Origin of the sequence: Streptomyces sp. NPDC006384 (assembly GCF_042870695.1) — a bacterium.
Classification (GTDB): domain Bacteria; phylum Actinomycetota; class Actinomycetes; order Streptomycetales; family Streptomycetaceae; genus Streptomyces.
In genome coordinates, this window is the sequence record NZ_JBIAHR010000008.1 from 176,732 (window position 1) to 195,430 (window position 18,699).

At 70.0% G+C, this 18,699-nt stretch carries 21 protein-coding genes and 3 pseudogenes; 16 read left to right on the forward strand and 8 right to left on the reverse strand.

Annotated elements, in window-relative coordinates; translation table 11 throughout:
* Window positions 1-78 precede the first annotated feature (78 nt).
* From ACFYOJ_RS13140 to ACFYOJ_RS13150, 3 genes and pseudogenes are all read right to left on the reverse strand, one after another.
* Window positions 79-456, reverse strand: a complete 378-nt coding sequence (locus ACFYOJ_RS13140) for a hypothetical protein (protein ID WP_356554858.1) — start codon at window positions 454-456, stop codon at window positions 79-81.
* 65 nt (window positions 457-521) lie between these two features.
* The gene (locus ACFYOJ_RS13145) at window positions 522-710 is read right to left on the reverse strand and encodes a DUF397 domain-containing protein (protein ID WP_356554860.1); all 189 of its coding nucleotides are present in this window, start codon (window positions 708-710) and stop codon (window positions 522-524) included.
* A 5-nt stretch (window positions 711-715) separates the two neighbouring features.
* Window positions 716-1,344 (reverse strand): annotated as a pseudogene (locus ACFYOJ_RS13150) (DUF5753 domain-containing protein); the annotation flags it as partial.
* Between ACFYOJ_RS13150 and ACFYOJ_RS13155 the strand changes: the two are divergent.
* From ACFYOJ_RS13155 to ACFYOJ_RS13165, 3 genes and pseudogenes are all read left to right on the forward strand, one after another.
* A pseudogene (locus tag ACFYOJ_RS13155) lies at window positions 1,336-1,617 on the forward strand (ATP-binding protein); the annotation flags it as partial. The pseudogenes ACFYOJ_RS13150 and ACFYOJ_RS13155 overlap by 9 nt on opposite strands.
* 42 nt (window positions 1,618-1,659) lie before the next feature.
* Complete coding sequence (locus ACFYOJ_RS13160; protein WP_356554862.1) at window positions 1,660-2,175, forward strand: N-acetyltransferase; 516 nt, start codon at window positions 1,660-1,662, stop codon at window positions 2,173-2,175.
* Between the two features lie 115 nt (window positions 2,176-2,290).
* The gene (locus ACFYOJ_RS13165) at window positions 2,291-2,491 is read left to right on the forward strand and encodes an SCO3870 family protein (protein ID WP_356554864.1); all 201 of its coding nucleotides are present in this window, start codon (window positions 2,291-2,293) and stop codon (window positions 2,489-2,491) included.
* A gap of 26 nt (window positions 2,492-2,517) precedes the next feature.
* Here ACFYOJ_RS13165 and ACFYOJ_RS13170 read toward each other — a convergent pair whose 3' ends face one another.
* A complete protein-coding gene (locus tag ACFYOJ_RS13170; RefSeq protein WP_356554866.1) occupies window positions 2,518-3,171 on the reverse strand; it encodes a hypothetical protein in 654 nt (217 codons plus the stop codon).
* Between the two features lie 203 nt (window positions 3,172-3,374).
* Here ACFYOJ_RS13170 and ACFYOJ_RS13175 point away from each other — a divergent pair, with 203 nt between their 5' ends.
* Complete coding sequence (locus ACFYOJ_RS13175; protein ID WP_356554868.1) at window positions 3,375-4,748, forward strand: S28 family serine protease; 1,374 nt, start codon at window positions 3,375-3,377, stop codon at window positions 4,746-4,748.
* A gap of 139 nt (window positions 4,749-4,887) precedes the next feature.
* Here the strand turns inward: ACFYOJ_RS13175 and ACFYOJ_RS13180 are convergent, their stop codons facing one another.
* Complete coding sequence (locus ACFYOJ_RS13180; protein WP_356554870.1) at window positions 4,888-5,538, reverse strand: TOPRIM nucleotidyl transferase/hydrolase domain-containing protein; 651 nt, start codon at window positions 5,536-5,538, stop codon at window positions 4,888-4,890.
* Between the two features lie 197 nt (window positions 5,539-5,735).
* Window positions 5,736-6,614: an RNA polymerase sigma-70 factor gene (locus ACFYOJ_RS13185; RefSeq protein ID WP_356554982.1), complete on the reverse strand. Its 879-nt coding sequence runs from the start codon at window positions 6,612-6,614 to the stop codon at window positions 5,736-5,738.
* A gap of 303 nt (window positions 6,615-6,917) precedes the next feature.
* On the opposite strand from ACFYOJ_RS13185, the gene ACFYOJ_RS13190 reads away from it, so the two are divergent.
* From ACFYOJ_RS13190 to ACFYOJ_RS13205, 4 genes are all read left to right on the forward strand, one after another.
* The gene (locus ACFYOJ_RS13190; protein WP_356554872.1) at window positions 6,918-7,403 is read left to right on the forward strand and encodes a carboxymuconolactone decarboxylase family protein; all 486 of its coding nucleotides are present in this window, start codon (window positions 6,918-6,920) and stop codon (window positions 7,401-7,403) included.
* A 257-nt stretch (window positions 7,404-7,660) separates the two neighbouring features.
* Window positions 7,661-8,566: a ribokinase gene (locus tag ACFYOJ_RS13195; RefSeq protein ID WP_356554874.1), complete on the forward strand. Its 906-nt coding sequence runs from the start codon at window positions 7,661-7,663 to the stop codon at window positions 8,564-8,566.
* Window positions 8,567-8,814: 248 nt separating this feature from the next.
* The gene (locus ACFYOJ_RS13200) at window positions 8,815-9,468 is read left to right on the forward strand and encodes a ScbR family autoregulator-binding transcription factor (protein ID WP_356554876.1); all 654 of its coding nucleotides are present in this window, start codon (window positions 8,815-8,817) and stop codon (window positions 9,466-9,468) included.
* 279 nt (window positions 9,469-9,747) lie between these two features.
* Window positions 9,748-10,545, forward strand: coding sequence for an alpha/beta hydrolase (locus ACFYOJ_RS13205; protein WP_356554877.1), 798 nt, complete (start codon window positions 9,748-9,750; stop codon window positions 10,543-10,545).
* Between the two features lie 261 nt (window positions 10,546-10,806).
* Here ACFYOJ_RS13205 and ACFYOJ_RS13210 read toward each other — a convergent pair.
* Together ACFYOJ_RS13210 and ACFYOJ_RS13215 are read right to left on the reverse strand one after the other, a co-directional pair.
* Window positions 10,807-11,724: pseudogene (locus ACFYOJ_RS13210) on the reverse strand (NAD(P)-dependent oxidoreductase); the annotation flags it as partial.
* Window positions 11,706-12,674, reverse strand: coding sequence for an NAD(P)-binding domain-containing protein (locus ACFYOJ_RS13215; protein WP_356554879.1), 969 nt, complete (start codon window positions 12,672-12,674; stop codon window positions 11,706-11,708). The pseudogene ACFYOJ_RS13210 and the gene ACFYOJ_RS13215, both read right to left, overlap by 19 nt.
* Before the next feature lie 86 nt (window positions 12,675-12,760).
* Here ACFYOJ_RS13215 and ACFYOJ_RS13220 point away from each other — a divergent pair, with 86 nt between their 5' ends.
* The 8 genes from ACFYOJ_RS13220 to ACFYOJ_RS13255 all read left to right on the forward strand — a co-directional run bounded on the left by ACFYOJ_RS13220 (window position 12,761) and on the right by ACFYOJ_RS13255 (window position 18,499).
* Window positions 12,761-13,141 (forward strand): helix-turn-helix domain-containing protein, encoded by a 381-nt coding sequence (locus ACFYOJ_RS13220; RefSeq protein ID WP_356554881.1) that lies wholly within the window; start codon window positions 12,761-12,763, stop codon window positions 13,139-13,141.
* 295 nt (window positions 13,142-13,436) lie between these two features.
* On the forward strand, window positions 13,437-13,868 hold the full coding sequence (locus ACFYOJ_RS13225; RefSeq protein ID WP_356554883.1) for a WXG100 family type VII secretion target: 432 nt from the start codon (window positions 13,437-13,439) through the stop codon (window positions 13,866-13,868).
* 54 nt (window positions 13,869-13,922) lie between these two features.
* Window positions 13,923-14,237 carry a WXG100 family type VII secretion target gene (locus ACFYOJ_RS13230; RefSeq protein WP_356554885.1) on the forward strand — a complete coding sequence of 105 codons (315 nt, stop codon included), beginning with the start codon at window positions 13,923-13,925 and terminating at the stop codon, window positions 14,235-14,237.
* Window positions 14,237-15,928 (forward strand): RNase A-like domain-containing protein, encoded by a 1,692-nt coding sequence (locus ACFYOJ_RS13235; RefSeq protein WP_356554887.1) that lies wholly within the window; start codon window positions 14,237-14,239, stop codon window positions 15,926-15,928. Before ACFYOJ_RS13230 ends, ACFYOJ_RS13235 begins: the two co-directional genes overlap by 1 nt.
* Window positions 15,929-15,939: 11 nt before the next feature.
* Entirely contained in the window at window positions 15,940-16,515 is a 576-nt protein-coding gene (locus tag ACFYOJ_RS13240; protein WP_356554889.1) for a hypothetical protein, read from the forward strand.
* 12 nt (window positions 16,516-16,527) lie between these two features.
* Window positions 16,528-16,827, forward strand: a complete 300-nt coding sequence (locus ACFYOJ_RS13245; protein ID WP_356554891.1) for an RNase A-like domain-containing protein — start codon at window positions 16,528-16,530, stop codon at window positions 16,825-16,827.
* A gap of 13 nt (window positions 16,828-16,840) precedes the next feature.
* Window positions 16,841-17,536, forward strand: a complete 696-nt coding sequence (locus tag ACFYOJ_RS13250; protein WP_356554893.1) for a contact-dependent growth inhibition system immunity protein — start codon at window positions 16,841-16,843, stop codon at window positions 17,534-17,536.
* 408 nt (window positions 17,537-17,944) lie between these two features.
* Window positions 17,945-18,499, forward strand: coding sequence for a hypothetical protein (locus tag ACFYOJ_RS13255; RefSeq protein ID WP_356554895.1), 555 nt, complete (start codon window positions 17,945-17,947; stop codon window positions 18,497-18,499).
* Window positions 18,500-18,699: the final 200 nt, after the last annotated feature.

Below are 18,699 nucleotides of genomic sequence, written 5' to 3' on the forward strand. Positions count from 1 at the left end.
GTGGGGTGTGACAGGGGTGGGCGGGGAGCGGACTTCTCGGCGCGCTCGGCCGGTGCGGCCCGCTGCCGGGCGCCGCGTTCAGCAGCTCTCCTCGATGTAGAGGAGGGTGAGACCGTCTGTGGAGACGAACTCGTACGGGACGTAGCTCGGCGTGCACTCCGCCAGGAGCCGGTCCTCGATCTGGCGCCAGGCCGCGATCCGCTCGGTCGCGGGCACGGGGCGGAATCGTTCTCCGCCGCCTTCTCCGATGATCAGCACATCCGCCCGGGCCACCAGACGCCGGGCGAGCCGTCGATGGAGCGGGCCTCGGACTTTCCGCCAGAGCCGGCCCTCGTCGTCGGCGAACTCCTCACGGCCGGCGGGCGACGGCACCCATGCGACGGGCGGATCCGGGGCCGGGGGCAACGAGGCCAAGACCTCGGCCAGAGTCGCTTTGCGCGGACGCTTGTCGGGCATGCCTGAACACCTCCACGCGATGCGGGCGGATCTTCTTACGTCGGTTCTTCACGCAGAGGCATGCCTCACGGCTGCCCCGCCGCCCTTTTCAACGCTTCGAGGAAGGGAGCGAAGGCCCCTGCCGGGAAGGTGAGGGTGGCTCTGGCGGGGGCTTTGGAGTCGCGGACGGCGACGTGGGTGGGCGAGGTCGCGATCTCGACGCACTCGTTGCCGTCGCCCGGGCCCGAGTAGGACGACTTACGCCAGTTGTCCATGTGGCTCACAGCTCCTTCGCCAGGCCGTGGATGAAATCACGCGACCGTCCGGGGTCGAGTGACGCGGCCTCCACTTTATGAAAACTCGTTCGGTAGGTGTTGAGCTGAGCCTCGGAATCGATGAAGGCCGAGCCGTGCAGCGCGTCGCGGACCACGGTGTCCAGTTTGGGCAAGGGTCCGCCCACGTACGTCATCGTGCTGGAGGCCAGGGCGAATCCGTCCAGGTCGAAGGGGATGACGCGTACGGTGATGTGATCCGCTTCGGAGAGTTCCAGGAGGTGCACGAGTTGCGCTCTCGAGGTGGCGCGGTCACCCACTCTGATGCGCAGTGCCGCCTCGTGGATCACCGCTTCGTAGGGGATGGTGAACTGCTGGCGCGCCTTGCGGTGTCGGATGCGCAGTTCGAGTTCCTCGGCGGTCAGTTCCGGCAGCCTGGACGAGAAGACGGCACGTGAGTACTCCTCGGTCTGCAGCAGGCCCGGCACGTACAGGATCGCTACGTGACGAAGGAACCGAGCGTGGTGCTCCAGCTCGGACAGGTCCAGGAACGACGTGGGCAGGAGACCCTGTACTCCTCCCACCAGCCGGTCGTCCGGTCGGTGGCCATCTGTACGAGGGCGTCGATGAACTCCTCGCGACGGAGCTGGTGTCCAACGCCGTACGGCACACCAAGGGTCCCGCCGCCCTGCGCGTGCGCTGGTCGCCGCCGGGGACGTTGCGGATCGGCGCCTGGGACGCGGACCCCGAGCCGCCCGAGCCGCCCCGGCCGTACGAGGCGGAGGCGGAGGCCGAGGACGGGCGGGGGCTGGCGCTGGTGCGGGCCTGCGCCGACGTGTGGGGCTGGCAGCCGCTGGCCGGGCAGGGCAGCCTGGGCAAGTACGTGTGGTGTGAACTGTCGGCTGCCTGAAAGTCCTTTGCGGTACCGCGGCCCGGGGCCCAGACTGTGCCGGTGCTGATCCGACGCGAAACACCTGCCGATGTCCCCGCTGTCCGCGCCGTCACCGCGGCGGCCTTCGCCAAGCCGGAGACTCCGGTTCCGGTGGAGGTGACCCTGCTCGACGAGCTGCGCACCTGCGACGGCTGGCTGCCGGAACTGTCGCTCGTGGCACTCGACGACAAGGACGAGGTGGTGGGCCACGTGGTCTGCACCCGGGGCCATGTCGGCGCTGCCCCCGCCCTGGGCCTCGGCCCGCTCAGCGTGCACCCCGACCACCAGCGCCGCGGCGTCGGCCTCGCCCTTGTCCACACCGTGCTCGGCGCGGCGGACGCCCTGGGCGAGCCCCTCGTCGCCCTCCTCGGCAGCCCGGCGTACTACGGCCGCTACGGTTTCCGCACCAGCACGGACTACGGCATCACCGCACCGGACCTCTCGTGGGGCGAGTACTTCCAGGTCCGCCCCCTGGCCGCCCACGATCCCGCACTGCGGGGCGCCTTCACGTACGCGGAGCCGTTCGAGCGGGTCTGACCTCGGTGCGGGCGTCGGCCTTCGGGCTCCGTCGGTCGACGACCGGCGTCCCGGCGCCGCGCCTGTAACCTCGATGATGACCAACCAATCGCCTCACCGCCGGGAGAAACGGCCCATGGCGAAAGGCCCGTTCGTCGCCATGTCCGCCGCGACCGCCGCACTGGGGACGGCGTTCGGTTCGCTCGCGCTCCAACTGGACGCGAACGGCTACGGACAGTACGTCGACTCCGTGGCGGCCTTCAGCGTCCTGATGTTCATCACCTCGGCGCTGACCATGGTGACCTGGGGGCGGGACGGACGTCCGCACTCGGACTGAGGGTGGCGGGCCAACCCAGCCGCCGGTCAGCCCGTGATGGAGAAGAAGATCGTGTCCTGGGTGTACCAGTCGAGGTTCTTCGTGGCGTACTCCCACTCCTCGTGCTCGGACTCCAGCTTCTCGATCACCTCCCGGACGTCGTACCGGAAGCCCTCGTCCATCCGGTCCAGCACCGCGCGGTAGGCGTCGGCGGCCGGCTTCGCCTTCGCCAGCGGGAACATGCCGATGTCCGGCCCGTCCACGGGGTACGGGATGCGGAAGGGGATCTCGTGCGGCGGCCCGGAGAAGAGGTGGTCGCGCAGCAGGAGACCGGCGCTCACACCCAGTCGGCGCAGCTCCTCGTCGACCAGGCCGAAGAAGGTGAACGGCTTGGAGTACACGCCCAGATCCGAGGGGTCGGAGCCGTTGCAGTCGATGATGGTCTGGAGCGCGTGGTAGTAGGCGCTCGCCGCGTACTCGGCCTTCGAGTCCGCGTGGCCGGCCACCAGGTGGTCGAGCGCGTCCGGTATGGACAGGCCCAGGTCGATGCCCTGACGGTCAAGGTCGTGCTGGCGCTGACGCGCCCGGTCACGCATCGCGCCGAGCACGCGCCGCTGATCCACCGTCAGGTTGTCGGCGGCGCCCAGGAAGGCGAGGACGTCGGCCTTGTCGGCCGTGCTGTAGGAGATGATCCGGCTCATGCTCTGCATCCTGTCAGCCGCCGCTGACAGCGGTGCTCCGCGGCCGGGGAGTCGGGTGGCCGGAGCCCGGTGAACAGTCCGGCCGGCGGCCTGAGTCTGGGCGGTTTCCCCCCGGCCGGGGGAAGCGGCTCCCCCGCAGGTGGGATCTCATCGTGGGCGCCGCCGCGTGTACTGGGGCTGTCGGTGACAACGGAAGGACTCACATGCGCGGCCTCACAAGACGACGTCTGCTCATCTCCGCCGCATCGGCGACCTCGGCGGTGGGCCTGGGAACCCTGCCCGCGCGGGCCTCGGACCGGGCCGGGGCGCCCGGCGACGTGGTGGACGCCCTGCGGAGGCTTCCGGGCCTCCGGGTGATCGAGGAGCGACCGGGCGCCGAACCCGGTTACCGCTTCTTCGTACTCGGCCTGCGCCAGCCGGTGGACCACACCGATCCCGGGGCCGGAACCTTCGAGCAGCGCCTGACCCTGCTCCACACCGCCGTCGACCGGCCCACCGTCCTGTTCACCACCGGGTACGACGTGCCGCTGATCCCACGGCGTACGGAACCGGCCATCCTGCTGGGCGGCAACCAGATCGGCGTCGAGCACCGCTTCTTCGGCACCTCGCGTCCTGCCGTGTCCCACTTCGGCCACCTGACGATCCGGCAGGCCGCCGACGATCACCACCGTGTGGTCCGTCTCTTCCGTCGGCTGTATGCCGGCGCGTGGATCTCCACCGGCGGCAGCAAAGGCGGTATGGCCAGCGTCTACCATCGCCGTTTCCACCCTCACGACGTGTCCGGAACCATCGCCTATTCGGCCCCGAACAACGTCGACGACCGCGAGGACTCCGCCTACGTGCGGTTCCTGGAACGCGTGGGCACCGCCACCGCCCGCGACGCCCTGAAGAGGGTGCAGCGGCAGATCCTGCTGCGCCGCGCACCACTGGTCGCCCGCTACGAGGCATGGGCAGCCGGCGCCGGTGACACGTTCCGCATCATCGGCAGCGCCGACAAGGCACTGGAGATCGCCGTCCTGCGGGCACCGTTCATGTTCTGGCAGAGCCGCACCACCGCCGACGCCGCCGCCATCCCCGGTCCGGACGCCACCACCGATGCGCTGTACACATGGCTGGAAAAGACGGCCGGCCTGCCCGTCTACGCCGATTCCACGGCCCGGGAGTACATCCCCTACTGGTACCAACTCGGCACGCAGATGGGGTACCTGGACGTTCCCAAGGCGCATCTCGACGGACTGCTGCGGTACCCGGATGCCCTCGAACCCCGCAGCTTCGTACCCCGTGACGTCCCGATGCGCTTCGACGCCGAGGCCATGCCCGACATCGACCGCTGGGTACGGCTCCACGGTGACCGGCTGCTCTTCGTCAACGGCACCCAGGACCCGTCCGTCGCCGAGCCCTTCCGGCCCGGCGCCCGCGACAGTCGCGTGCTGTGGGTGCCGCACGGCAACCACCACGTCACGATCGCGGATCTCCCCGCCACCGACCGGTCGGAGGCCGTCACCATGCTCCGGCGATGGTCCGGGGACATACGCCCCGCGCGCCCCGGGAGAGGCCCCGCGACGTCTGCGGTGTGACTGCGGTGTGCTCCTGTGGCGCGCGGGCCGAGGCCCGACGGGATCTGGTGGTCCGTTCGCGCGACAGCCCTGCGGCAGGCGGTCCCGGTGCCGTCTCCCGACGGCGGCCGGTGCCCGTGAGGCCGTGGAGAGACGGCCGTCAGAGCGCGGCGAACAGTCCGGCCAGCGGGGCGGGTGTCCGGTCGGGGTCGGGGTCGAGGGCCTCGGTGAGGACGCGGCCGTAGTGGATCTTGCGGCCCTTCTTGGTGCCGAGGAAGCGGCGCAGTTGCTGCTCGGCGGGGCGGCCCTGCTGGGCGGGCTGGCGGAGGAAGGTCTGGAGGGGGCGCAGATCGCCCTCGGCCTCGACGAGTTCCGTCACCCGCGGCACGCCGAGCGCGCGGATGAGTTCGTCCTCCAGGTCGGCCGCGCAGACGAAGAGGTCGTGCGGTGCCGCATCCGCCCGCTCCAGGGCGCGGACGTAGTAGCCGCGTTCCCGTTCGTCGCACAGGCCGGTGAGGCGGAGGTCCAGGCCGGACGGGCCGAGGAGGCCGGCGAAGCGGCCGACGCTCATCGCGCCGCCCATCGGGAGGACGCAGATGCCCTCCGCCGCCAGGTCCCGGCCGCGGCTCGCGGCCAGTGCGTCGACCGCCGCCGCGTCGCTCGGGCCTTCGAGCAGGACGGTCGTCCGGACGGACAGGCGTCCGGCCAGCTCGCGGGCGAGTTCGCCGGGGCCGTGGAGGGCGTGAGGGCCCCGGGGGTCCTCGGCCGCCCATGCGGTGACCGCGTTCCGGAACGAGTCCATGTCCGCCATGAGGCCGAGTCTGGTTCCTGCGCCGCCACCGCGCCAGGGGTTTAGGCGGGATTCCCTGCGGGGAGGGGCGGGGACCGTGGTCAGGGCCAAGACCAGGGGCCGGGGCTGGGGTCGTCGCGGAGACCGCCGGGGCTCGGGCGGCGGCGGTCCCCTCGGGTGCCCGGTGGGCGGGGCGGAGGCGACCGCCGGGCGCGTGCTCAGCGGTGCAGGGCGGTCTCCCGGCGCATGCCCATGAGCTTCTCGGGGTTGCGGACGGCGTAGAGGCCGGTGACGCGGCCCTCGTCGAAGCGCATCGCCAGCACGGTGTCGAGCTCGCCGTCGAGCCGGAGGACCAGGGCAGGGTGGCCGTTGACCTGGGCCGGTGCCGCGGACACGGCGGCCTTCTGCTTCCTCAGTCCGCCGATCATCAGGCGGACCACCTTGTCGGCCCCCGTGACGGGCCGCAGGACGGCCTGCTTGATGCCGCCGCCGTCGCCCAGCAGGACGACGTCCGGGGCGAGGATGTCGAGCAGCCCCTGGATGTCGCCCGTCTCGACCGCCCGTTGGAACGCGTCGAGCGCGTTCCGGGTCTGGGCCTGCGAGACGGCGCCGCGCGGCCGGCGTGCCGCGACGTGCGCGCGGGCCCGGTGCGCGGTCTGGCGGACGGCGGCCTGGCTCTTGCCGACGGCCTCGGCGATCTCGTCGTAGTCCAGGGCGAAGACCTCGCGGAGCACGAACACCGCCCGCTCGGTCGGCGTGAGCGTCTCCAGGACCAGCATCATCGCCATCGAGACACTGTCGGCGAGCTCGACGTCCTCGGCCACGTCGGGCGTGGTGAGCAGCGGCTCGGGCAGCCAGGAGCCGACGTAGGACTCCTTGCGGCGGCCGAGCGTGCGCAGCCGGTTCAGTGCCTGGCGGGTGGTGATCCGGACCAGGTAGGCGCGCGGGTCGCGCACCGCGGCGAGGTCGGTGCCCGCCCACCGCAGCCAGGTCTCCTGGAGGACGTCCTCGGCGTCGGCGGCCGAGCCGAGCATCTCGTAGGCGACGGTGAAGAGGAGGTTGCGGTGGGTGACGAAGGCCTCGGTGGCGTGGTTCATGACGGAGGCGGTGTCGTCCGTGGCGGAGACATCCGTGGCGGTGTCGTCCACGGCGTCGCTGTCGGCGGCGGCAGTGGTGGTGCCGCGCAGGGGCGTGCTGTTCCGTGTGTGTCCGCTGTTCTCGTTCGTCACCGGTTTCTCCCGTTCGTCTGCTCCTGCGGTCTCCCGCGCACGGGACACCGGCCGCCGTTGTCCCGTGACACCCGTCGGGCGTGTTCCACGTCACGCCGGTGTCCTGTCACAGGGGCCGGGACGCCGGAGTCCTGTGGTTGTCAGTAAGGCATCGAGAGCGAGGACGGGATCATGGAGACTCGATTCAACCTGTTCGAGAACGAGTTCGGCGGCAGGTTCGCCAAGCGGTTCGCGGGCGCGGGGATGCTGGTCCACCAGTCGTCCCTGCCCGCGTCCACGCAGGAGCTGGTGTCGCTGCGGGCCAGCCAGATCAACGGCTGCGGACACTGCATCGACATGCACGTCAAGGAGGCCGCGGCCGCCGGGGAGAGCCAGGTCCGGCTCCATCTGGTCGCCGCCTGGCGGGAGTCGACCGTGTTCACCGAGGCCGAGCGGGCCGCGCTGGCGCTCGCCGAGGAGGGCACCCGGCTCGCCGACGCCCACCAGGGCGTGTCCGAGGAGACCTGGGCGCTGGTGCGCAAGCACTACGACGACGACCAGATCGCCGCGCTGGTCTGCCTGGTCGCTCTGATCAACGCGGCCAACCGGCTCGCCGTGATCACGCACCAGCGGGGTGGGTCCTACGAGGCGGGCATGTTCGCCGCCGCGATGGGCTGACCACCCCGCGGCGAACGCCTCCCGCACCTCCGGCCGGCCCGGTCCGGGATCGCGCGATCCTGGACCGGGCCGCCGCACGTCCGGGCCGTGACGTCGGCTTCGACGGCACGCCGGACGGGCTGGAGGCGGTCGAGGCGGGACGAGGCGGGCACACTGTACGCCTCCGTCGCACAGCAGCCGGGGGAACCGGGCAGGATCGCCGCCCGGCTCGGATTCACTCGGATTCACTGAGGTTCACTCGGATCGGGGAGCGATTCATGTACGACTACGACCTGCTGGTCGTGGGATCGGCCAACGCCGACCTCGTGATCGGCGTCGAACGGCGGCCTGGCGCCGGCGAGACGGTGCTCGGCACCGACCTGGCCGTCCACCCGGGCGGCAAGGGCGCCAACCAGGCGGTGGCCGCCGCCCGCCTCGGCGCCCGTACGGCCCTGCTGGCCCGGGTCGGTGACGACACCTACGGCCGGCTGCTGCTGGACTCGCAGCGGGCGGCCGGCGTCGACACGGTCGGCGTGCTGGTGGGCGGCGCCCCGACCGGCGTCGCGCTGATCACCGTCGACCCGTCCGGGGACAACAGCATCGTCGTCTCGCCGGGCGCCAACGGCCGTCTGGCACCGGAGGACGTGCGTGCCGCCGCGAGCCTCTTCCACGCCTCCCGGGTCGTGTCGGCGCAGTTGGAGATCCCGCTGGAGACGGTCGTGGAGGTGGTCCGGAGTCTGGCGCCGGGCAGCCGCTTCGTGCTGAACCCGTCGCCGCCGCGGCCGCTGCCGCAGGAGGTGCTGGCGGCCTGCGACCCGCTGATCGTCAACGAGCACGAGGCGAAGGTGATCCTCGGCGACGCGTGCGTGAGCGAACGCCCCGAGGACTGGGCCCGCATCCTGCTGGCCAAGGGGCCGCGCTCGGTCGTCGTCACCCTGGGCGCGGAGGGCGCGCTGACCGCCTCGGCGGCCGAGGGCGTCTCCCGCGTCCCGTCCGTGAAGGTGGACGCCGTGGACACGACGGGCGCCGGTGACGCGTTCACGGCGGCGCTGGCCCGGCGGCTCGGCACGGGCGCGTCCCTCGCCGAGGCGGCGGCGTACGCGGCACGGGTCGGCGCGGCGGCGGTGACGAAGGCGGGGGCGCAGGCGTCGTACCCGACGGCGGCGGAGGTGGAGACGCTGTGACATCCCACTGCCCCCAGGTCCCGTAGAGGTTCTCCCCGGCCGGCGCGGCGGCGGTCGGCGGCGGCCGGCACGTCACGGTGATGCCCGTGTCGTCGGACCCGGCGACGGCTGTGTCCTCCGGTACGCGTATGTCCTGCTCACGCGGGATGTGACCGCGGCACACGGCGATGCCGTGAGCCCCCTGGACATAACATAGAGTTCATTCTTTTTTCTTGTCGGGCGGTCTCGAGAGAACAGGAACCGGGAGCATGGCGCGCCAGATGCAGGAACGGGCCCAGCGAACGCGTGAGGTACTGCTGCGTGCCGCCGCCGAGGTGTTCGACGAAGTGGGTTACGCCGGGGCCAGCATCAACAAGATCCTCGACCTCGCCGGGGTGACCGCGGGGGCGGTGTACTTCCACTTCAAGTCGAAGGAGGGGCTGGCCCGCGCGGTGATCCTCGAGCAGGCCGCCGATCTGCGGTTCCCGCAGGAACGGGACGGTCTGCAGCAGCTGATCGACATGACCCAGTACCTGGCCCTGGAGATGCAGCGCAACACACTCCTGCGGGCAGGCGTACGGCTCGCGGTCGAGCAGAGCGACTCCGGCCTGCAGGACTACACGATCTACGACTGGTGGACCGAGCACTTCCGCGAACAGCTCCTCCGGGCGGGCGAGCTGGGTGAGCTGCTGCCGGACGTGAACGAGACGGAGTTCGCCCAGCAGCTGGTCGGTTCGTACACGGGAACGCAGATCATGTCGCAGATCTCCTGCGGGCGGGCCGACCTCCCGCGGCGGATCGCCGTCATGTGGCGCTACCTGCTGCCCGCCATCGCGCCCGCCGAGGTGATCGCCCGCCTGGACCTCTCCCCCGGGCACACCGAGGGGAGCCTCTCCACCGAGGGGCCGGCAGCGGAGGCCTGAGCCCGCCGCGTACGTCCCTCGCCGGAGCGACCGGTTCCGGCGGCCCTCCACCGCGCACGTGTTCTCCCGGAACAGTGACCCGGGTGCCCCCCGAGGCGAAAAAATAGCGAACGTTCTCTATTCTTCTGTGGAGCGCCCCTGAGCGGGCCGGCACGAGGGAGGGGGGACAGGTGTGTCCGTGCAGCAGGAGGCTCGGAAACCGGCGTCGCTCCCGTCCGCACGCCCGGGCCGTACGGGTGGATCCCCGAGCACCCAGACACAGCGACAAAGGAGAACGGCATGCCCACGGTCTCGACGTCCGACTCGGTGGTGGAGTACTTCGTCACCGGCACCGGAACCGGGCTCGCGCTGATCCACGGCACCGGCGGTGACGCGGCCGGGTACGAGCACCTGCTGAAGAAGTTCGACGACCGCCGCACCGTCATCACCCCCAACTACTCCGGCAGCGGCGCCACCGAGGACGCCGGTGGACCGCTCACCCTGGAACTCCTCGCCGAACAGGTCGTCGCGGCCGTCGAGGACAGCCCCGCCGAGGGGCCGGTCGACCTCGTGGGCTGGTCCCTCGGCGCGGTCGTCGCGGCCAAGATCGCCGCGGACCACCCCGAGCTGGTGCGCCGCCTGGTCCTGCTGACCGGGTGGGCCTCGCTCGACGAGCGTCAGCGGCTGTTCTTCGACCTGTGGCACCGCCTCGACCGGCTCGACCACGACGCGTTCGGCCGTTTCCTGCAGCTGCACGGCTGGACCGACGAGCAGCTGAACGTCCTCGGCGCCAAGGGCGTCGAGGAGCTGGTCTCGGGTGGCATCCCGGCGGGCATCGGCCGTCAGATCGCGCTCAACCTGACGACCGACATCACCGGCCTGCTGCCGAGGATCACGGCGCCGACGCTGGTGATCGGGGCCAAGCACGACCGCATGGTGCCCGTGAAGCACTCGCGCGAACTGCACGAGTCGATCGCCGGCAGCACGTACGTGGAGATGGACGCGGGCCACTTCGCGCTCTTCGAGAAGGCGGACGAACTGGCCGGTCTCATCAACGGGTTCATCCACCAGGACGCGGCCGGGCCGAGCGCCGCCTGACGCCGTCCGGGAGGGCCCGGTCACCGACCGGGCCCTCCCGGCCCCCCTCCCCCCCTCAGGCCTCCCGCAATCCCCCCGGATCTCCCCCACAGGCGTCCTGATGCCAAGTACGACAGGCGGGAGGCGAAGAGGGTTGCACGGTCCGCCGGAGAATTTCCCGCCGGTCCCCGTGGCGCCCTCCACAGCAACGGAGACCGGCGCCTTCCGGGCGTTCCGGAAGGACGTGTCACACGTGCCGCTGTCGGGTGCGCGGGCCGGGTGTCAGGGGCGGGGGGCCTCCGCGTCCGTCCGCGGGGTGCGGATGCCGTCGATGATGCGGGACCAGTTGTCCTTCCCGTGGCCGTCGGCGATCGCGCGGTGGTAGTGGGCCTGGACGGCGCGCGGGAGGGCGAGGTCGATGCCGAGGGCCGTGCTGGTGTCGGCGATGTGGTCGGCGGTGGCCCCCATCATGGTCACCGTGCTCAGATGGCCCGGGTGCTCGCCGGCGTCGATCTGCGCGCCGACGTCCTCGCCGGCCTCGAGCATCGCCGGGATGCCGGCCAGCGTCGGCATCAGCTCCGAGAACGCCCGCGTCGCGCTGATCCCCGCCGTTCCCAGCAGCGCGGTGGCGTGCATGAGCGACGAGAGGCTCGTCAGGAACACGTCGAGGTGGGCCAGGTACATCAGCTGCGCCAGCCCGGGGTCCTCGCCGAGGTGGCGCGGCGACCCGATCCGGGCCAGCACCGGACGGTGCTCCTCGAAGACCTCGGGCGCCCCGCTGTAGTACACGAACGACGCCTCGGTGCCGACCATCGGCGCGGGCACCATCACACCGCCGGACACGAAGCGCGCCCCGTGTCCGGCCGCCCAGGCCGCCGCCTCGCGGGCGCGGTCGGGGGTGTCCGAGCTCAGGTTGACGATCGTACGGCCGGCCAGCGCCGCGGTCGCGGGCCGGAGGATGTCGTACATCGCCTCGTAGTCGGTGAGGCTGAGGATCACCAGCTCGCTCGCGGCGACCGCGTCGGCGGGCGACGCCGCCAGGGTGGCGCCGTCGGCCACGAGGCCTTCGGCCCGGGAGGCGGTCCGGTTCCAGACGGTGACCGGGTGGCCCGCGGCGAGCAGCGTGCGGGCCATGGCCTGGCCCATCGGGCCGAGGCCGATGAGTGTGACGGGGGTGGCGTTCATGCGTCGTTCCTCTCGTTGTCGGAGCCGACGGTGTCGGCGGGACCGGCGGGACCGGCGGGACCGGCGGGACCGGCGGTGTCGGCGGCGCGCAGGCTCTCGTAGGTCCTCGCGAAGCCCTCGGAGCCGTGGCCCGCGGCGACCTGCCGCCTGATCAGCTCCTGGACGACGGCGATCGGGGCGGGGTCGACGCCCTGGTCCTCGCTGGCCCGCACGATGTGTGTCAGGTCGGAGAAGTCGAGGCTCTGCTGGCCCGGGACGGTGTAGTCGCCGCCGTCGACGACCTTGGCGTAGCCGGCGAGTTCCTGGGTCATGGCGGCCAGGAAAGGGGCCTGCCGGGCGGCGAAGTCGGACGCGCTCATCCCCGTGGTGGCGACCATCGCCGCGCCGTGGAAGAAGCCCGCGAACATCTGGTACATCCCCGACAGCATCGCCAGGTCCACCAGCGACGCCCGGCCCGCGTCCTCGCCGTGGAACTCGCTCGTGGCCCAGAGGCCGAGGGTCGGCAGGAGGTCGTCGTAGGCCGCCCGCGAGCCGCTGTAGAAGATCTGGCCCTCGCGGGCACCGATCATGGCGGGCACGGCCATGATGGCGCCGTCGAGGTAGGTGATGCCGTGCCCGGCCGCCCAGGAGGCGAGTTCGCGGGACTCGTTCGGCGTCGTGGTCGTGAGGTTGACGAGAGTACGGCCGCTCAGTTCGCCGACGACCGGATCGAGGGTCTCCCGGACCGAGGAGTACTTGAGCAGGCAGGCGACGATCACCGGGCTCGCCGTCACGGCCTCGCGGACCGAGCCGGCCGCGCGGGCGCCGCGGGCCACCGGTTCCGCGGCGCGGGAGGGGGTGCGGTTCCACACGGTCACGGAGCGGCCGGCGTCGAGCAGCGCGGCCGTCAGCGTGCTGCCCATCGCGCCGAGGCCGAGCATGGAGATTTCGGTCGACTGGGTCGAATTCACGGGCTTTCCGGTCATGACCACTATCCTGCGGACCGCTGTATCGTCGCGGAAGTACCCACTATTTACTGCGGTACTTACCTCTTGGTAAGCAAGGAGGAGCCATGGCCAAGGCGCCCCGCAACGGTCCCTACATCTGCGGTATCGACGCCGCGCTCGACGTCGTCAGCGGCAAGTGGAAAGGGCTCGTCCTCTGGGAACTGCACACCCACGGCGTCCGGCGCTTCGCCGAACTGCGCCGCGCGCTGCCGGGTGTGAGCGAGAAGATGCTGACGCAGCATCTGCGCCAGATGGAGGAGGACGGTCTCGTCCACCGCACGGTCTACGCGGAGGTGCCGCCGCGCGTGGAGTACTCGCTGACCGAGTCGGGCGCGGCCCTCAACGAGGCGCTGCGGCCGCTCGCCGAGTGGGGCCGCGACCGGATCCGCCGCGATCGGCTCGACGTGGTCGCCGCCCTCGGAACACCGGCACCGATGCCGTCCTGACCTGCGAGGCCTCCGGTCCGGCTCCCGACCAGGCCCAGACGAACAGGAGTGCCGCGGCAGATCGCGGACGGTGATGCTCCGCTCGTCGTTCCCGGATCCTGACACGCTCCCCGGGAGCAGTCCGCCCACCGCCTGGTCGAGGGAGATCCGCTCCTCGCCCGCCAGCTGCAGAGTGTCGGTGACGACGAACGCCTGGAGAGCCCCGACCCCTGCCAGGCGATCACTTCATAGGATCATGTGGCCAACGGACGCAGGCAGTTGCCTGCCGCTGTCGAACGGAACGGGGGAAGCCACCATGGAGAAACCCGATGTACCTGCTCGTCAAGGCGCCAATCCTGATCTGCGTGTCTCCGACGACGACCTGACCAAGCTCGCGGACGACCTCGACGACATGCAGGACCACCTGGACAAGCAGGTCAAGCGGATGGACGGGGTGGTGGACCGCATCGAGGCCGGTTGGCGTGGTCCCGCCGGGACCGCCTACCGCGGTTTCCACCGGGCGGCGGCCGAGGACGCCGTGCGGATCCGTGAGGTGATACGCCACCTCGAACAGGCGGTACGCCTCAGCAGGGACGGCTTCACCCAGCGCGATCTTGACGTACTCGCCCAGCTCCAGCACATCCGGGTCGACGTCGACAGCGAGGTCGACAGGCTGTCCACGCCGTACACGGACTCCGGGGCGGACGCCGCTCCGGCCCGTCACCGCAGCAGCCTCGACGCGTTCTGATCACCTGGCTGCACAGCACCATCGCATACGCAGGCATTGACGTACGGGGAATGTATGCCACACGAGAAGCCCGCCGAGGACCGCATAACGGTCTCCTTCGGCACGCTCCATGAGCTCGCCGTGGAGTTGGAGGACATCCTCGAGAAACTGAACGAGAAGCTGGATGACCTCTACGACCGTGTCGTCCCGGTCGTGCTGTCGTGGGAGGGTGAGGCCCGGGAGGTCTTCGTCGACAAACTCGACGAGTGGGACCGTTCGGCACAGGATCTCCAGGCGGCCCAGAAGTGGCTGCACGAGATAGTGACGACCGGTCACGTCAACTACACGTCGGCGCACCGCGCCGTGCTGCGCGGCTGGGGAGCCGCCTGATGACCACGCCGGCGGGCCCGGGATCCCCGAGCGGGACGGTGGACGTCACACCGTCCGTTCTCTACGGCGTCTCCCTGGGGTTCGCCGACCAACAGGACCAGATGCACCGAGGTGTCAAGGCGTTCCTCACCGAACTGGCGCGCTACCCGGACGGTGGCGGCAGAGGGACGGCCGTCCAGAGCTTCACCAGCGCCTACAAGGACGTGGCGGAACGCTTCCTCGACGTGTGGGCCAAAGCCGTGGTGAGCGTGGGAGGTGCGGCGGTCGGTTTCACCGTCACCGGCAACAACTACGCGGCGGCCGACGCCGCGACCAACCCGTCCCCCACGGTTCAGCCGCGGCACCAGCACCCTCCGGTCGTCATCGACACCCCTCCCTCGTACGGTCCCGTCACGGACTTCAAGTGGGGGGACTTCGACGACAGCCAGGACTTCGTCCAGCGCGCCTTGGAGGGTGTGGAGGCGGTGGTCCTGACCGTACTGCGCCCCCTCCTCGAAGACGCCTGCCGCTGGGGCAAGGCCGCCGAGATCCTGCCGCTGCCCAACCACCACCGCGTCAACTCGGTCTCGGAGACCTGGCGCATGCCACAGACGACCCTGGCTGCGGTCGACGGAACACTCACGCCGCTGATGCAGAGCATCACCGACCAGTCGAACAGCGAGTGGTACGGCGCCATGCGTACGTTCTGCAGCACGCTGTGGGGCACATCCGCCTGGGGCAAAGGCCGGCACGGCTACAACTGGAAGAACGACGAGGCCACCAACCGCGGCACGAGTCACCCGGTTTTCGCCGTCCTGTTCGACACGTGTGAAGTGATGGTGGACGCCCTCGCGCACTTCGCGAAGGCCGCCGAAGACGTCCGCGACGACCTCCACCGGATCTACCGTAAAGCGGTCATCGACACCCTGCCCCAGATCGACCTGAGCGACGGCGTAGACCTCAAGGACGTCAAGAATCTGGGCAAAGGGCTGCTGAAAATGGGGAAGGGGATCGTCACCGATCTCTCGTCCGGCATCGTGCTGAACATCGACGAGCAGGCCATGAACGACGCGGTCACGGCATACGACAACCGCGTCGAACGCCAGACACGACGCATCAAGGACCTGCTGGAAGCCCTGGACGAGGCTTCCAAAAGCGCCCCTACCTTCAAGGCGGAGGAAGCCCGGGCCGAAGCGTTCGGTGCACGAGCGCTGACAGATTTCAAGGGCGACCCTCTCTACACCGTCCCCGGAGACGACGAGTCGAAGCACAAGTATCCCGTGGACCTGGCCAATCAGGAGGGTCTGGTGGGTGCTCACGTCATCGACAAACACGTAGGCAAGACGGACGCACAACTCGAGCAGCGACTCAGGGACCAAGCGAGACTTTACCCCGACGGGGTCACCAGGCCCATCGCTGTGTCCACGTTCCACGACCTCGGCCAGGCACAGCGATACACCCAGGCCGTCCTCGACGATCCCGACAACCAGCGCAAGATCGACCGGTGGCTCAGCAGAAATCCGACACAGCCCAACCAGACGAGGAACATCGGCCTCGAGTTCAGTCACCCCGTGGGCCGCTCCTGGGCGCGCGGAGACGCACAGGCACACGACTCCGACAAGGTGCTGGTAACTCTTCGGCCTCGTCCAGGCGGTCATCCCCCATATGTTGTACTGACCGCGATGCCCAGCGACACCCTGCCCAACACATAAAAAGGAGTGCCGTGCCGGAGGAAAAACCCACTGTCGATGCAGACTCCTGGAAATCCGCCCTGTTCGATCTGTTCGGTGGCGGATGGACTTTCGCTCAGGTGGGCCCCAGGCGTCACGAGGACTGGCGCCTCGACGTGACCACGATCATGTCCCTCAAGGCCGCCGATCCACGAAACTGGGCCTCACTCAATTATGCGCCCGAAGTCGACGAAAACCGCAGTGGCACGAACTCACCGTTCTACCCCTGGAGTCCCGAGGAGACCGGGGCGTCACTGCACGAGGTCAAAGCGGAATCAGCCGGCCGACTCCTGGTGGCACTGAAAGGTGAATTTTACCAGGCTCACAATATCCCTAATTTCGAGCAGCGAAAAGAAATACTCTTCCGGAGCTCACGCACGATTCTGTCGCGATTCGGCCCCGACAGCCAATTCTTCACGAATGCCGCCGAGGCCCACAGAGACCCCGACGCCGACCTCCTGAATCCCGACACGGAATGGGACTGTCTTTCCGTCTACACAACTGACTGTGGACTCGTCGCGGTATCCGACTCAGAGATCGGCGTCTTCTGGGCGTTCTGGGAAGACTGAAGGGACCTGACTTTGCGTACCCGTTCCGCCACCTACCCCGACCGTGGCACCGCACAGTGGGCGACCCAGCAGGTCGTCACCGCCAATGAACAGGTGATCCACCGCTGGCTGGCCCAGTCCACACGGTCACGCCTGACCATCGAGGCGTCCTGGCCCACTCGCCCCGAACCGGTGGGACGCGTCCTGTTGCAGGCGATGATGTTCGCCGGACGGGATCCTGTCGACGTACGTGCGGCCCGGGTGATCCTCAAGCGGGACGCAGGCACCCCGCACGGCTTCACCGTCCACGCCACCTTCCCCATCCACCTGTAGAAGACCGATCACCATGCCTCTGAGCCCTCTCGATCACGATCACCGCTACGGCGAGTTGGACCAGGTGATCCGCGCCTACGTCGGGCACGCCGCCGACGACACCCCGGAACAGGCCGGGCCCGCCCTCACCGCCTACCTTCGCCACACGTGGCACACCCGGCCGTGGGCGCTGGCCATCGCCGAACGGCAGCTCCGCGATTACGCCGAGCACCCGCCCGGGAGACTGCGACGGAGACTCGGTGAGTTCTACGCCGTCCCCGACGTCGGTCTGCCCGACAACGAGATCCAGCAGTGGCTGCGCTGTCTCGCCGATCACCTCAGGCGAAGCATCGAGCAAGGGGCCGCCCCGCCCCCGGCCGTCCCCGCGACGCACTGGGAGTGGCATGCCCGGTTCCCGGAGACCGGACAGTTCCTGGGCGGCTGGTTCTCCCAGGACATGCCGGACGAATTCGCCGACCACGACGATGCGGTCGAGGACTACCGCTCCTCCACTGCTCCCCAGCTCGTGGCGCGACTCGTCGGCGAGCTGCACGAACTGCTCGCCATGGGACTCGACGAGTCCGCCTACGCCGTGGCCGTCGCCGAACTGGGTATGGAAGTCGACCCACCGGCTCCCTACACTCCGGCCGCGTGGCTGGAACTGGTGGCGCACAGGCTCGGCATGCCTCCGGCCGATTACGCGCCCGCCCCGCACGAAGGCGTGGAGTGATGCCATGGGCAGCGGCCGCATTGCGCAAAGGATCAGATCTCTCCCTTCCGCAGGTTCCCCGACGCCAGGTACGCCTCTCGGGAGACGGTGCGAGGTGGCACCGCACGGCCCGGAGGCCTCTCGTTCAACAGTCATGAACAGGAGTTCCATGCCTCGGCAAGACCCCTTCCTCGACTCCGGCTCCTGGGCAGCGGCGCTGCTGGACCTCTTCGGCGGCGGCCGGACGTTCGCGCGGGTGGGCCCACGTCACAGGGCGATCGTCCCGGGGAGCGGAAGCCGTCGGCGGGGAACGCGTCAAGAGCTGTGTTGCCGAACTCGCCTTACCGCGTAGCGGCATGGTCCACGCCTTCCATGCCGCCCGGCGCCCCCGCACGGCCTGATCCGTCGACCAGACCCAAGGACGTACACGTGAGTGAAATCGACAGGGATTCCTGGAACCGCTCCCTGCGTGCCCTTTTCGGTGAAGCCATGTTCGCGTCGACCGGTGCTCGACGGCACGAGGACTGGCGGCTGGACGCCCTCGACATCATGCGTCTGCGGACACGAGACCCGCGCGGCTGGCCGGTCATGACCCTCTCTCCCGGCGGAAGCTCCTACAGGGAGGTGGACGGGCCCTTTCTCCTGGTGACAGCCGCTCACTTCGACCACGTCCTCCCGGTGTCACGCCGTGGAGCAACGGAAGTGCTCGCCACCTTGCAGGGGGAATGGTTCCGTCCCGACGACATCCCGGACTTCGCGGAGCGGAAGGAGGAACTCCTGTCACACGCACAACGGATTCTGTCCCGCTTCGGTGAGAACGCCGCCTGCTTCACCAACGCGGCGGCGGTGAAGGGAGACCCGGACGCCGACATGCTGAACCGCGAGGGAATCCACGAGGGTCTCACCGAGTACACCGCCGACTGCGGCGTGATCGCGGTCTCCGACACGGAGGTCGGCGTCTTCTGGGCTTTCTGGGAGGACTGACGAACGCGCCGTGTCCCCACGTCACAGGGTGATCGGCCTGGTCGTCGAGCCTGGCGTGCCGACTGCGGGAGTCGCCGGTGCGGGCGGGGCGGGCCCGGGTGCCGGAGGAAAGATCGCTCACGGGCGATGACTTCGCTCCGGAACGGGAGTCTCCGTCACGAGCACCCGTGCCGGACGCCCGCCCGTTGCGGTCCGGGTGC